12 protein-coding genes are annotated in these 13,241 nt (G+C 67.0%); 6 read left to right on the top strand and 6 right to left on the bottom strand.

What is annotated here, in order from left to right; translation table 11 throughout:
• Positions 1 to 410 precede the first annotated feature (410 nt).
• The 4 genes from EX88_RS0117710 (at position 411) to EX88_RS0117725 (ending at position 3,653) form a co-directional block, all read left to right on the top strand.
• On the top strand, positions 411 to 2,048 hold the full coding sequence (locus EX88_RS0117710) for a calcineurin-like phosphoesterase C-terminal domain-containing protein (protein WP_051885263.1): 1,638 nt from the start codon (positions 411 to 413) through the stop codon (positions 2,046 to 2,048).
• A gap of 4 nt (positions 2,049 to 2,052) precedes the next feature.
• Positions 2,053 to 2,631 carry a YdeI/OmpD-associated family protein gene (locus EX88_RS0117715; RefSeq protein WP_031373326.1) on the top strand — a complete coding sequence of 193 codons (579 nt, stop codon included), beginning with the start codon at positions 2,053 to 2,055 and terminating at the stop codon, positions 2,629 to 2,631.
• Positions 2,632 to 2,957: 326 nt separating this feature from the next.
• Complete coding sequence (locus EX88_RS0117720; RefSeq protein WP_223620670.1) at positions 2,958 to 3,425, top strand: type II 3-dehydroquinate dehydratase; 468 nt, start codon at positions 2,958 to 2,960, stop codon at positions 3,423 to 3,425.
• A gap of 9 nt (positions 3,426 to 3,434) precedes the next feature.
• Positions 3,435 to 3,653 carry a hypothetical protein gene (locus EX88_RS0117725; RefSeq protein ID WP_031373328.1) on the top strand — a complete coding sequence of 73 codons (219 nt, stop codon included), beginning with the start codon at positions 3,435 to 3,437 and terminating at the stop codon, positions 3,651 to 3,653.
• 139 nt (positions 3,654 to 3,792) lie between these two features.
• Here EX88_RS0117725 and mtnC read toward each other — a convergent pair whose 3' ends face one another.
• The 5 genes from mtnC to EX88_RS0117750 all read right to left on the bottom strand — a co-directional run bounded on the left by mtnC (position 3,793) and on the right by EX88_RS0117750 (position 9,113).
• Positions 3,793 to 4,488 (bottom strand): acireductone synthase, encoded by a 696-nt coding sequence (mtnC, locus tag EX88_RS0117730; RefSeq protein ID WP_031373329.1) that lies wholly within the window; start codon positions 4,486 to 4,488, stop codon positions 3,793 to 3,795.
• 149 nt (positions 4,489 to 4,637) lie between these two features.
• Complete coding sequence (locus EX88_RS0117735) at positions 4,638 to 5,195, bottom strand: 1,2-dihydroxy-3-keto-5-methylthiopentene dioxygenase (protein WP_031373330.1); 558 nt, start codon at positions 5,193 to 5,195, stop codon at positions 4,638 to 4,640.
• Positions 5,192 to 5,830, bottom strand: coding sequence for a methylthioribulose 1-phosphate dehydratase (locus EX88_RS0117740; protein WP_031373331.1), 639 nt, complete (start codon positions 5,828 to 5,830; stop codon positions 5,192 to 5,194). Before EX88_RS0117740 ends, EX88_RS0117735 begins: the two co-directional genes overlap by 4 nt.
• Positions 5,831 to 5,962: 132 nt before the next feature.
• The gene (locus EX88_RS0117745) at positions 5,963 to 7,393 is read right to left on the bottom strand and encodes an amino acid permease (RefSeq protein WP_031373332.1); all 1,431 of its coding nucleotides are present in this window, start codon (positions 7,391 to 7,393) and stop codon (positions 5,963 to 5,965) included.
• 241 nt (positions 7,394 to 7,634) lie between these two features.
• Positions 7,635 to 9,113: an amino acid permease gene (locus tag EX88_RS0117750; RefSeq protein ID WP_031373333.1), complete on the bottom strand. Its 1,479-nt coding sequence runs from the start codon at positions 9,111 to 9,113 to the stop codon at positions 7,635 to 7,637.
• Between the two features lie 183 nt (positions 9,114 to 9,296).
• On the opposite strand from EX88_RS0117750, the gene EX88_RS0117755 reads away from it, so the two are divergent.
• A complete protein-coding gene (locus EX88_RS0117755; protein WP_031373334.1) occupies positions 9,297 to 9,896 on the top strand; it encodes an NUDIX hydrolase in 600 nt (199 codons plus the stop codon).
• A 13-nt stretch (positions 9,897 to 9,909) separates the two neighbouring features.
• Positions 9,910 to 10,449, top strand: a complete 540-nt coding sequence (locus tag EX88_RS0117760; protein ID WP_031373335.1) for a demethoxyubiquinone hydroxylase family protein — start codon at positions 9,910 to 9,912, stop codon at positions 10,447 to 10,449.
• 656 nt (positions 10,450 to 11,105) lie between these two features.
• On the opposite strand, the gene EX88_RS0117765 is transcribed toward EX88_RS0117760, so the two are convergent.
• A complete protein-coding gene (locus EX88_RS0117765) occupies positions 11,106 to 13,190 on the bottom strand; it encodes a phosphocholine-specific phospholipase C (protein WP_031373336.1) in 2,085 nt (694 codons plus the stop codon).
• Between the last annotated feature and the right edge of the window lie 51 nt (positions 13,191 to 13,241).

Consider the following 13,241-nt stretch of genomic DNA (forward strand, 5'->3'; position numbering starts at 1 on the left):
AACGGCGCACGTCCTGTGCGCCGCCCTCCGGGTCTCCACTTGACCGGCAAAGCGGATCAAAATCACGGCAACGGCAACGGCAACGGCAACGGCAACGCGGTCGCTTTTGGGTAGGAGCGGCGCAAGCCGCGACCGCGCCGTCTCGACCTCGCGGCGTTACCAGCCGCAGCCCTGTAGGAGCGGCGTAAGCAGCGAGCGATGCTGCATCGGGTTTGCGATCCATCCAACCTCAGTGCATGAACCCCCGGCTGCCCGAACCGCCGAGGCATTCGCGCGACTGCCGAATCCCCAAGGAACGGCCAGCCATTGCCCGGGCGGCTGGACCGCTCCGCCGCCATCCTCGCACCGTGCCGCCGGCCTCGGTCCGGGGCCCGATCGACGCATAATGTGTGCTTACTCCGGAGCCCTCCATGCGTCCATCCGCATCCGTCGCCGCCTTGCTGCTCGCCTTGATCGTTCCCGCCGCGGCGCTGGCCCAGGCGGCGCCCTGCGACGGGGGCAGCGTGTTCGAGGACCGCAACGGCAACGGCCGCCGCGATGCGGGCGAGCCGGGGCTACAAGGGCAGCGTGTCTCCGATGGCGAGCGCATCGTCGTCAGCGATGCGCAGGGCCGCTATCGGCTGCCGTTGCGCGACAACCGCAGTCAGTTCCTGATCAAACCGGCCGGTTACCGGCTGGCGAACCGGGCCAGCGGGTTGCCGGATTATTGGCTCAACGTGCGCCTGCAAGCAGGTCCGGCGCTGAAGTACGGCGGCATGCCGGTCGCGACGAGCTGCCGCGATTACGGCCTGATCCCCGAACGTCGCAAGGCAGCCGGCGATCTCGACGTGCTGGTGTTCGCCGACCCGCAGACCAAGACCGCGACCGACGTCGACTACTACCGCCGCGACATCGTCGAGCCCCTGCTCGCCGACCGCCTCGCCGGCCGCCGCGCCGACGCGCGCGTCGCCGACCTCGGCCTGAGCCTGGGCGACATCACCCACGACGACCTGTCCCTGTATCCGAAGCTCAATGCGGTCACCGCGAGCCTCGAGGTGCCGTGGCTGCACGCGCCGGGCAACCACGACCTGGATTTCGACGCGACCCGCGATGAGGATTCGCTGCTGAGTTTCCGCCACGTCTACGGGCCGGATACTTTCGCCTGGGAGGAAGCGCAGGCGAATTTCGTGGTGCTCGACGACGTCGTCTATCAGCCGAGCAGTAAAACCGACTACATCGGCGGCCTGCGCCCGGACCAGTTCGCCTTTCTGGAAAGTTATCTGGCGGGCGTGTCCAGGCAGCGCCTGTTGGTGCTCGCCATGCACATCCCCTTGTTCGATGCCGCGCCGGGCCGCGAGACCTTCCGCCGCGCCGATCGCGAGCGCTTATTCGGGCTGCTGAAGGATTTTCCGAACCTGCTGGTGCTCAGCGGCCACAGCCACACCCAGCGCCACGTCTTCCACGATGCCGCCAGCGGTTGGCAGGGCGCGAAGCCGCTGCACGAATACAACGTCGGCGCCGCCTGCGGCGCGTTCTGGTCCGGCGTCAAGGATGCGCAGGGCATTCCGGACACGACCATGAGCGACGGCACGCCGAACGGTTATGCGCGCTTGTCGGTGCGCGCCGACGCCGGCTATGGCCTGCGTTGGTTCCCGGCGCGCCAGAGCGACAGCGATAAGGTCGCAAACCCCTACCTGCGCTTGTACCTGCCGAAGGTGCTGCGCCGCGGTTCGTATCCGAGCCGTGGCGTGTTCGCCAACGTCTACATGGGCCGCGAGGACAGCCGGGTCGAGTACCGCCTCGACGACGGCGACTGGAAGCCGATGCGCCGGGTCGAACAGCCGGACCCTGCGGTGTTGGCCGAGAACGCGCGCGACGACGAGGCCGAACGCCTGCGCGGCTACGACCGCGCCGCCACCGCGACGCCCTCGGCGCATCTGTGGAACGCGCCGCTGCCGACCGATGCCGCCGCCGGCGAACACAAGGTCGAAGTACGCGTCTTCGATCCTTGGCAGGGCGAGCAGCGTATGTCCGCCTCCTACCGTTTGCTCGACACCGCACAGGACTGAGGCCATGGCCGCACTCGACGATTCGCCGATCATCGTCTTCGACGACGCTGCCGCCTTCGAGCAGTGGCTGCTCGCCCATCCCGAGGCGACCGGCGTCTGGCTGAAGATCGCCAAGAAAGGGCAGAGCGTGGTCACGGTGAACTACGAACAGGCGCTCGACGTGGCCCTGTGCCACGGCTGGATCGACGGACTCAAGCGCAGCTTCGACGCCTGTTTCTTCCTGCAGCGTTTCAGCCCGCGCCGACCCAAGGGCCTGTGGTCGAAGATCAACATCGGCAAGGTCGAGCGGCTGATCGCCGAGGGCCGCATGGCCGCCGGCGGGTTGCGCGAGGTCGAGGCGGCCAAGGCCGACGGGCGCTGGGACGCGGCCTACGATTCGGCCAGCAAGATCGAAGTACCGGAAGACCTGGCCAAGGCGTTGGCCAAGCAGCCCAAGGCGCGCGCGTTCTTCGAGCAACTCGACAAGACCAACCGCTACGCGGTGCTGTGGCGCGTGCAGACGGCGAAGAAGCCGGAGACGCGCGCGAGCCGGATCGAGAAATTCGTGGCGATGCTGGCGCGCGGGGAGAAGATTCACGGGTGAGGGGGGCGCGGTCGTCTTCGCTGCCGATGCCGCGGAACGATCGCCCTTGCCGATGTTTTCGCCGCGATCTTGCAGCGACGCGGTTGCGGCTCGCGCCGCTCCTACCCCTTTGCTGCGCGGCTCTTGGGTAGGAGCGGCGCAAGCCGCGACATCGAGACGCAGACCGCGACGCAAACAGCGTCGTATCAGCGAACTTTCCGGCGAACCGTACGCCGCGAACCCACCACGAATTGACGCCGGTTTTACGCCGCCGCCCGCGCAGCGAATGGCGCCTTTACGCCCGCCGTTCCTACAGTGCTCCGCAGGCGCGCCATTCCGAGTGCGCCGTGAGTACCGACGTGTCGATCCTGATTCTGCGCGGCCCGCAAGGCGGTGTGTCCGAGGTTGATCCGAGGGCTCCGGCCCTGGCCGGCGCGGTGCGCGCGACTTTGGTCGAGCGCGCCGCCATCGCCGGCAAGGCGCTCGCGCTACGCAGTTGCCGCAGCGAAGACGAGTTGGTCGAATGCCTGCAGGCGATGCGCGCGGCGAATACCGAACTGCTGCTGCTCGACCCCGGCGCCTGCGTGCCGGCCAGTGAGGCCTTGCGCGGCGCACTGGCGCGGTTGCCGATGCCCTACATCGAGGTCCACGACGACGACATGAACGCCCTGGAGCCGTCGATCGCGCCGCGATGCGGCCCGCGTCTGCGCCTGGTCCATGGCTACGCCGCGCAAAGCTATACCCTGGCTTTGTCGATCGCCCTGGAGCACCTGGGCTGCGCCGAAAGCGGCAACGACGTCCACGTCGGCACCTGAGCCGCGTTCATGAGCCCAACGTCCGAGCACCATTTCTATTTCGCCGATTACGAGATCCTGGTCGGCGGCCGTTTCTGCATCCGCGGCGAGACCACTTTGGATTACGCGCCGCCGGATGCGGCAGGCTTCGATCCGGCCGAATTGGTCGAGCGCATCCGCAGCCAGGTCGCCAGCGAACGCGGCGTGGAGCGCGATGAAGTGCGGATCCGGCATCTGAGCCGGTTGTAGCGTCGTCGCGAGGGGCTTGTAGGAGCGGCGTAAGCCGCGCCCCCGCTATCGCGTCGCTGCGTTTTCGGAGCGGGCGCGGCGTCCTGAAGGGACAAGCCGCGACCCGCGATTCAAGCGACGGCGAAACCGTCGCCTGCCGTCAAACCTCGACCTGAGCGAACGACACTGCGCGGGTATGGCCGTGGGTGGCTTGGCCTTCGCGCGGTTGCGGATAGTCGTCGAGGCGGTCGATCAGCACCGTGGCCAGGCCTGCCTCGCGCGCGGCGTCGAGTTCTTCGACCACGTCGGACAGGAACAGGATCTCGCCTGCGGGCAGTCCGATCGATTCGGCGATGCGCGCATAGCTGTCGCGTTCGCGCTTGCCGCCGACTTCGGTATCGAACCAGCCCGAGAACAGCTCGGTCAGGTCGCCGGCATCGCTGTGGCCGAACAGCAATCGCTGCGCCGGCACGCTGCCGGAGGAATAGACGTACAGGCGCTGGCCCTGGTCCTTCCATTGGCGCAGCGCCGGTGCGGCGTCGGGGTACATGTGCGAGGTGAAGTCGGCGCTCCTGTAGCCGTCGGCCCAGATCATGCCCTGCAGGGCCTTGAGCGCGGTGTGCTTGCGGTCCTGGTCGATCCAGCCCTGCAGCACCTCGACCACCACCGAGTCCTGGCACACGCCGCCGTTTTCCAGCGCGACCGCATCCAGCCATTTGCGCACCGCCGGCTCGCGCCCGCGTGCGGCGACGAAGCCCGGCAGGGCGCGGCGCGCGTACGGGAACAGCACGTCCTTGACGAAGGAAATGCTGCTGGTGGTGCCTTCGATATCGGTGAGGATGGCGCGGATGGGCATAAGACTAGTCTTGAGCGGAGAGGAGTGAGGAGTGAGCGTTGGGCGTTATGGCGCGGAGTGAGCGCCAGCGGCGGCCGGCAAACGAGCGAGGCGGATCGGGCCCGAGCGCAACCCGCTCACTCCTCACTCCTCTTCGCTCGTTTCCTGGTTCAGCCCGCCTGGCCCTTCTCGTAGCGCGGAAACTGCTGCGCCAGGTCGGTGCCGGTGAAGTAGCCGACCCAGCCGTCCGGCTCGGTGAAGAAGCGGATCGCGACGAAGCTGGGTTCCGGACCCATGTCGAACCAGTGCAGGGTGCTGTCGGGCACCGAGATCAGGTCGCCCTGTTCGCACTTGATCTCGTAGACCTTCGGCTCGACATGCAGGGTGAACAAGCCCGAGCCGGCGACGAAGAAACGCACTTCGTCTTCCTTGTGGTAATGCTCGTCGAGGAACTTGTTGCGCATGGTGTCGCGCTGCGGGTTGTCCGGGGCGATGCTGACCACGTCGACGGTCTTGAAGCCACGCTCGGCGACGATGCGGTCGATGTCGCCGCGGTAGGCGGCCATGATGGTCTCGGGCGAATCGCCCGGCTTGACCGGCTGCGCGGCCTGCCATTGCTCGAAGCCGACGCCGATCCTGGCGAGCTCGCGCGCGATCTCGCCCTGGTCGGAGGTGCTCAGTTGCGGGGTGTCGGGTTGGTCCTCGACGAAAATGCGCAGGCGACTCATCGCTGCAGTCTCCTCAGTTCCAGTTCGCATCCCAGCAGGAATTCGAACGCCTCCAGATGGCGCCGGGCCTCGGCCATGTCGCGGCCCCAGGCGTACAGGCCGTGGCCGTCGATCAGATAGCCCCACATCGGCTGGCTGTCGAGGGTCGCGTCGACCTGGGCGGCCAGGGTCGGCATGTCCTGGGTGTTCGGATACACCGGCAGGTCCAGGGCGGTTTCGTGGGTGGTGGTGCCGGAGAAGGCCTTGAGCAGCTCGTAGCCTTCCAGGTGGACGTGGCCGATGCCGGCGTACAGGCGCGAGGCCACGGTCTGGGTCTGCGAATGCGTGTGCAGGACGCAGCCGACCTGCGGATAGCGCTTGTACAGCTGGGTGTGCAGCAGGGTCTCGGCCGAGGGGCGGTGGCTGGTCGCGACCGGCTGGCCGTCGAGGTCGACCACCATGATGTCGCCTTCGGTCAGGCGGCCCTTGTCGCGGCCGGAGACGGTGATGGCGACGTGCCCGGCGTCGATGCGGCTGGAGAAGTTGCTGCTCGTGGCCGGGGTCCAGCCGCGCAGCGCCAGTTCGCGCACGTTGACGATGATCTCGCCGGCACAGTGCGACAGGCGTTGGGGGTCGTAGGGCAGAGAACTGTTCATGGTCGCAGTTTACAAACAAACGGCGACCGGATCGCTCCGGTCGCCGCGTCATTGCCGGTCCTGGCGGCAACACAGCGTTGCCGCGGGGCCGCGATGGGCTTGGTCCGGCCGATCAAGGGCCGGCCGGGCCGTTCAGCCGTTCTTGCGCATCCGGCTGTGGCGGAAGCTGTAGGCGAAATAGATGGCGAAACCGATGCCGGTCCAGACCCCCATCAGCATCCAGTTGTGCGCGGTCATGGTCGACAGCAGCACCAGGCAGCTGACGATGCCGGCCAGGCAGATGCCCCAGGCGAACGGGATCCGGAACGGGCGCGGCAGGTCCGGCTGGGTGCGGCGCAGGATCAGCACGCCGGCGCAGACAGCGGCGAAGGCGATCAGGGTGCCCATCGAGGTCATGTCGCCGAGGATGTCGAGCGGGAACAGCGCCGCGAGCAGGGCGATGCCGATGCCGGTGATCACCGTGTTGACGTGCGGGGTGCGGTATTTGGGGTGGATCTTGGTGAAGATCGGCGGCAACAGGCCGTCGCGGGCCATGATCATGAAGATGCGCGGCTGGCCGATGATCATCACCAGCACCACCGAAGACAGGCCGACCAAGGCGCCGATCTCGACCACCAGGCGCAGCCAGTTCAGCTCCGGGTGGCCGGCGATGGCGGTGACCACCGGCTCGTCGGTGCCGAGCAGGTTGTACGGCGCCAGGCCGGTCATGACTGCGGCCATGCCGATGTAGAGCACGGTGCAGATCGCCAGCGAGGCCAGCATGCCGATCGGCATGTCCTTCTGCGGCTTGTGCGATTCCTGCGCCGCCACCGACACCGCCTCGAAGCCGATGTAGGCGAAGAACACCATCGAGGCGCCGCGCAGCACGCCTTCCCAGCCGTACTTGCCGGGCCCCTGCGATTCGGGGATGAACGGCTGCCACAGGGTCGGGTCGACGTATTTCCAGCCGACCACGATCACCAGGATGATCAGGCCGGATTTCAGCAACACCATCGCCATGTTCATGGCCGAAGATTTGCGGATGCCCACGTAGCACAGCCAGGTCAGCAGCAGCACGATCGCCGCCGCCGGCAGGTTGGCGATCGCGCCGGTCGGACGCAGCTTGGCGTCGAGCGGCGCCTGCACCAGCGCCGCGGGCAGGGTGATGTCGAAATGTTCCAATAGACTGAGGAAATAGCCGGTCCAACTGACCGCGACCGCCGACGCGGACACGCCGTATTCCAATATCAACATCCAGCCGATGAACCAGGCCGCGAGTTCGCCGAGGGTGGCGTAGGTGTAGGTGTAGGCGCTGCCCGAGACCGGCACCATCGCCGCGAACTCGGCATAGGCCAGGGCGCAGAAGGTGCAGCAGATCGCGGCGAGCACGAACGACAGCATGATCGCCGGGCCGGCGTGTTCGGCCGCGGCCTTGCCGGTGATGACGAAGATGCCGCCGCCGATCACCGCGCCGATGCCGAGCGCGGTCAGGCCCCAGGGCCCGAGCGTGCGGTGCAGGCTCAGCCCTTCGGCGTCGGTGTGGGCGGCATGCGGATGTTTGGTCGCCCAGAGTTGTCCCAGCATGTGTTTCTTCCTGGTGCTGCTTGCGGCTGTGCAGCGACCTTCCGCTCGTCATTCCCGCGAACGCGGGAATCCAGGGCCTTACCTGCGAGAACCTTTGAACTCGCTCGACCCCCGCCTGCGCGGGGATGGCGGTCAAACGCCGCCGGGCCTGGTGACTCGAATCCGATCGCTGGTGCGATGCGTTACGTGAAAAGGAAAAAGGCCGGCGGAAGTTCCGCCGGCCTTGCTGACTGCGTGCCGGTCAGGCGCCGTTGGCGGCCTTGCGCAGCTTGCTGTTGCGGTAGCCGTAGCCGAAGTAGATCAGCATGCCGATCGCGGTCCAGCCGGTCATCAGGTGCCAATGCTCGGAGAACGGCTTCCAGAACAGGTACAGGCAGGCGGCCGCGCCGAGCGGGCAGATCACCACGGCCAGCGGCACGCGGAACGGGCGCGGCAAGTCCGGACGCGTCTTGCGCAGGATCAGCACGCCGATGCAGACGGTCGCGAAGGCCAGCAGGGTGCCCATCGACACCAGCTCGCCGAGCAGGCCGATCGGCAGGAACCCGGCCAGCAGCGCGGCGAAGATGCCGACGATGATGGTGCCGACGTAGGGCGTCTGGAACTTCGGATGCACCTTGGCGAAGAAACCCGGCAGCAGGCCGTCCTTCGACATCGAGTAGAAAATGCGCGGCTGGCCCATCAGCATGACCAGGATCACCGAGCTCAGGCCGGCGATGGCGCCGATTTCGACGGCGATCTTCAGCCAGCTCAGCGCCGGATAGGCTTCCAGCGCGGTCGCGACCGGCTTGGGCGTGCTCAGCATGTGGTAGGGCAGCAGACCGGTCAGCACGCCGGACACGATGATATAGATGATGGTGCAGATGACCAGCGAGCCGAGGATGCCGATCGGCATGTCGCGCTGCGGGTTCTTGGCCTCGCCGGCCGCGGTCGAGACCGCGTCGAAGCCGATGTAGGCGAAGAACACCACCGAGGCGCCGCGGATGATGCCGTCATAACCGTACTTGCCGGGGCCCTGGCTTTCCGGGATGAACGGCACCCAGTTGTCGGGGTTGATGTACTTGGCGGCGAAGGCCACGAACAGGGTGATCACGATCACCTTGATCGCGACGATGATCGTATTGATGAAGGCCGACTGGGTGATGCCGACATAGCACAGGCCGCTGAGCGCGGCGACGATCGCCACCGCCGGCAGATTGATCAGGCCGCCGGTGTAGACGATGCTGCCGTCGACGACGTTGAGCGGCGCGGCCGCCAGCGAGGCCGGCAGGCCCATGCCCCACGTGCTCAGGAAACTGTTGAGGTAGCCCGACCAGCCGACCGCGACGGTCGAGGCCGCGAACAGGTACTCGAGGACCAGGTTCCAGCCGATGAACCAGGCGACGAATTCGCCCAGGGTGGCGTAGGAATACGAATAAGCGCTGCCGGAGACCGGCATCATCGCCGAGAACTCGGCGTAGCACAGGCCGGCGAAGGCACACGTAATGCCCGCGACGATGAAGCTCAGTACGATGGCCGGGCCGGCGTGTTCGGCCGCGGCGTGACCGGAGAGGACGAAGATGCCGGCGCCGATCACGGCGCCGATGCCTAGCATCACCAGTTGGGTGGCGGTCAACGATCGCTTCAGCGTTGCCTCGCCTTCGAGGCTGCCCTCTACGGGCTCGCCGGCATCCACGTGGCCGGACGGCGCCACCGGTTTGGTGATGAACAGGCCTCTCGACATCGAACTCCCCTCTCTCTCGTAAGAAGTGATCTCTACCCGTCGTTCTGGCGACGACGATGACCGCCTCCCTCAGTGGAGCGGCGGGCCACCTTAACCCAGGGTGGAAATGGGCGGCAAGCGCACACCGTCACGGGCTTTGCCCGCATAATCGCGCCCCCGGTCGCGCGCCAGTGTTCACTCCGCATGCCTGCGAAACATTCCGACGTCGTCGAAGTTCTGCGTTCCAATCTCATCGAATATGGCCGACGTTGGCCGCAGGAAGCCGAACATACGCTGGCGTTTCTAGCCTTGCTCGACGAGGCCCAGGGCCGCGGCACCGCCCCGGACGGCGCCCTGGCGCCCGGCGACCCCTTCCTGCGCGAGCGCCTGGCCGGCCATTTCACCGGCGGTGCGTGGCTGATCGACCGGGCCGGGCGCCGGGTCCTGCTGACCCACCACCGCAAACTGGAGCGCTGGCTGCAGCTTGGCGGCCATGCCGACGGCGACCGCGACCTGGCCCAGGTGGCCCTGCGCGAAGCCGAGGAAGAGTCCGGCCTGACCGGGCTCAGCGTCGAGCCCGAGCTGTTCGACCTCGACCGCCACTGGATCCCGGAACGCCGCGACGTCCCCGGCCATTGGCATTACGACCTGCGTTACGTCGTGCGCGCGAGCGACAACGAGGACTACGTGATCAGCGAGGAATCGCTGGACCTGGCCTGGCGCGAGATCGCCGAATTGCTCGAGGACCCGGGCAGCGACGAGTCGATGCGGCGCATGGCGCGCAAGTGGCTGGATCGTGGCTGAGGCGGCGGCCGTGATGAAACCCGTTACGGCCTCCGGCGATACCGAACTGGGTGGCCGCATCCTGAAGGTCAATCATGCCGGCGAGCATGGCGCGGTCCACATCTATGCCGGGCAAATCGCCATGGCGCGGTTCTTCGCGCCGAGGATGTTGAGCGAACTGGCGCATTTCAAGGCCGATGAAGAACGTCATCGGGCTTTGTTCTGGGCCGAGCTGCAACGCCGCGGCCGCCCGCGCTGCCGCAGCTATTGGTTGTGCGGCATCGGCGGCTATGTCTTGGGCCTGGTGACCGGTTTGTTCGGCGAACGCGCGATCGCCGCGACCACGGTCGCTGTCGAACGCGTGGTGTTGCGTCACCTGGTCCATCAACTGCACAGCCTCGATGCCTCCGATCCCGCGGCGAGCAAGGCGATCTCGACCATCGTCGAGGAAGAGCAGCAGCATCACGACGTCTCGGCCGATCACTTGGTTGCCGATCGCTTCTGGTCTCGCCTGTTGTCGCCGGTGGTGTCGGCCTCGACCGAAACGGTGATCTGGCTGGGCATGCGGCTGTAGAAGCGATTGGCGCTGCGCTCCACAGGGTAGGAGCGACGCAAGTCGCGACCGCGCCGTTTCAATCTCGCGGCGCAGCCGGCCGTAACCTCTGTAGGAGCGGCGTGAGCCGCGACTACGCTGCCTCCCGCTGCGGCGTAAAGCCAACAGCAAAGCTTCCGTCCGCTGACGCGGCCGGGTTACTTTCTTTTGCTGGCCCAAAAGTCCGTCTGGATTCCCTTCGGTCAAAGGTAACCAAAGAAAAGGGCTTTCCTTGCAAGGGCACAGGCCACGAGTGCGATGCCCGCGCCGGGATTTTCCGATAAGACGTCCCTGTCTTATCGGGTCATTCCATTCAGGAGCCGGCCGCACGTCCTGTGCGGCGCCCTCCGGGTCTCCAGGTGTTCTCGCAAGGTCGGTATTGCGCCAAGCTCATCACGGCAACGGCAACGGCAACGGCAACGGCAACGGCAACGGCGTTAGCAACGTTCCCTGCGTTTGCTGATCTCGGCTGCGGCTGTCGCGACTTGCGTCGCTCCTACCCCAAAGCGGCGCTGCTTCATTGGGTAGGAGCGGCGCAAGCCGCGACCGTGATGTTCGGGGACGTCGTAACTGCGAGGTCTCGATCGGCGTCAACGCCGCCCTCTAGCGAGAGCGGCGTCGTAGCATGCGGCGCGGGCTCAGACCCCGATCGCCGGATCGCTGACGCTGGCCGTGCCGTTTTCGGCATGGCCGGCGATGCGCCGCAGCCAACCCGCATCCGAATCGGAGGTGATGCTGAAGTCGTACCAGCGCTTGCTCGTGGCAAGCGGCCAGTGGTCGCGCAGGGTCGCGCCCGGCGCCAGGTCGTAATGGCGCGCCGGTGCGTCGCTGTAGCGGTTCGCACGCAGGCTCAGGCGGCAGGCGGCGCGGCCGCGGTTGACGAATTCGAGCACCAGCATCTCGCCGATCGCGTCGTGGCGGACCGAGACTTCCGGGGCCGCACCCTGGGCCGCGGTCGCCTTGAGCAGGTCGCCGCGGAACACGCGCAGGAAACCGTTCGGGCCATAGGCCGAAAGATCGTAGATGCCCTTGGTGTACTGCTTGGCGCTCCAGTAATCCGACAACTGCGTGCCCGGGTCGAGCGTGTAGTACCAGGGACCGTCGCTGCGGTTGCCGGCATACACGTTGAAACAGGCGCCGGCGATGCCGTCGTTGCCGAAATCCAGCCAATAACGCCCGCTGCTCGCTTCGATGCGGCCGTCGACGCGCAGCTCGTACGGCAGCGCGCGCGCCGGCCGCTGGCCGCGTTCCTGGCGCGGCATCCGCGCTTGCGCGGGCGGCTTGGGGGCCGCCAGTTTGCAGCTGGCGTCGGCGCCGGACATGGCGCCGTCGGTGTCGGGCAGGGCCGGCCACTGCGCATTCGGATTGGCGAAATCGAAGGCCGTGCTGAGGTCGCCGGCAACGGTGCGGCGCCAGGCGCTGATGTTCGGCTCGGCGATGCCGAAGCGCGCTTCCAGGAAGCGCAGCACCGAGGTGTGGTCGAACACCTGCGAATTGACCCAGCCGCCCTTGCTCCACGGCGAGATCACGAACATCGGCACGCGCACGCCGAGCCCGACCGGCACGCCGTTGTAGTTCTCGGTCGCGGTATCGACCGTGCTCTTGCCGAGGCTGGAGGTGATCGCCGGCAGCGGCGGCGGCACGTGATCGAAGAAACCGCCGTTCTCGTCGTAGTTGATGATGAAGACGGTCTTGGACCAGACCTCGGGATTGGCGACCAGGGCTTCGAGCAGGCGCGCGGTCAGCGACTCGCCGTAGGCCGGCGTAGCTTCCGGGTGCTCACTCATGATGTAAGGCGGCACGATCCACGACACCGCGGGCAAGGTGCCTTCGCGCACGTCCTTGGCGAAATCGGCGATCAGGTATTCGCCGCGCGAGGCCTTGGCGTTCTCGGCGGTGGAACCCGGCGCCCAGGCGCGGCCGCGCTTGTAGAGTTCGGACTGACGGTCGAGCTTGCGGAAGTTCGCGAAGTAGGGGAGCGAGTTGTCGCCGTAGTTGTCGTGCTCCTGGTACACCCGCCAGGCGATGCCGGCGTTTTGCAGACGCTCGGCATAAGTCGTCCAGCGATGGCCGACGAAGGTCGGCTTGTCCAGCGCCATGTCCGCGGTCCAGTTGCCGTCGTCGGCGTTGTTGACCGCCTGGGGGCCGAAATCGCCGACGGTCATGCCGCTGGTGCCGGCGAACAGGTGCATGCGGTTCGGATTGGTCGGGCCGTGGTGCGAGCAGTAATAGGCGTCGCACACCGTGAACGCGTCGGCCAGCGCGTAGTAGAACGGCAGGTCCTCGCGGGTGAAATGGCCCATGCACATCGGGCCCTTGGTCGCGACCCAGGCGTTGTAGTCCTTCCAGCGCGTGTGCGAGCCCTTCCAGCTGTGGTCGATATCGGCCATGCAATGCGCGGCGGTGCTGCGGGTGTCGAGATGGAACGGCAGCACGGCCTGCGAGTTGGTCGTCGACTTCGGCTGCTGCCAGACCGTCTTGCCGCCCGGCAGCGGAATCGGGCGCGGATCGTCGAAGCCGCGGACCCCGCGCAGCGCGCCGAGGTAATGATCGAAGGAGCGGTTTTCCTGCATCAGGATCACCACGTGCTGCACGTCCTGGATCGTGCCGCTGACGCGTGCGGCCGGCGTGGCGAGCGCAGCGCGGATCGAAGGAGGCAGCAGGCCCAGAGCGGCGGACGCGCCGGCAAGTTTGAGGAAGTCGCGACGGGTGGATGCGGTCAAGGCCTGGCTCCGGTGCTGGGCGCGGCGGCGTAGCGCCGCAGGAAAAGATAA

It is taken from the genome of Lysobacter antibioticus, from assembly GCF_000731095.1.
GTDB classification, from domain to species: Bacteria; Pseudomonadota; Gammaproteobacteria; order Xanthomonadales; family Xanthomonadaceae; genus Lysobacter; species Lysobacter antibioticus_B.

Coding starts and splice junctions, on each gene's coding strand:
- EX88_RS0117710 (WP_051885263.1), top strand. CDS start 411: ATGCGTCCATCCGCATCCGTCGCCGCCTTGCTGCTCGCCTTGATCGTT.
- EX88_RS0117715 (WP_031373326.1), top strand. CDS start 2,053: ATGGCCGCACTCGACGATTCGCCGATCATCGTCTTCGACGACGCTGCC.
- EX88_RS0117725 (WP_031373328.1), top strand. CDS start 3,435: ATGAGCCCAACGTCCGAGCACCATTTCTATTTCGCCGATTACGAGATC.
- mtnC (WP_031373329.1), bottom strand. CDS start 4,488: ATGCCCATCCGCGCCATCCTCACCGATATCGAAGGCACCACCAGCAGC.
- EX88_RS0117735 (WP_031373330.1), bottom strand. CDS start 5,195: ATGAGTCGCCTGCGCATTTTCGTCGAGGACCAACCCGACACCCCGCAA.
- EX88_RS0117740 (WP_031373331.1), bottom strand. CDS start 5,830: ATGAACAGTTCTCTGCCCTACGACCCCCAACGCCTGTCGCACTGTGCC.
- EX88_RS0117745 (WP_031373332.1), bottom strand. CDS start 7,393: ATGCTGGGACAACTCTGGGCGACCAAACATCCGCATGCCGCCCACACC.
- EX88_RS0117750 (WP_031373333.1), bottom strand. CDS start 9,113: ATGTCGAGAGGCCTGTTCATCACCAAACCGGTGGCGCCGTCCGGCCAC.
- EX88_RS0117755 (WP_031373334.1), top strand. CDS start 9,297: ATGCCTGCGAAACATTCCGACGTCGTCGAAGTTCTGCGTTCCAATCTC.
- EX88_RS0117760 (WP_031373335.1), top strand. CDS start 9,910: ATGAAACCCGTTACGGCCTCCGGCGATACCGAACTGGGTGGCCGCATC.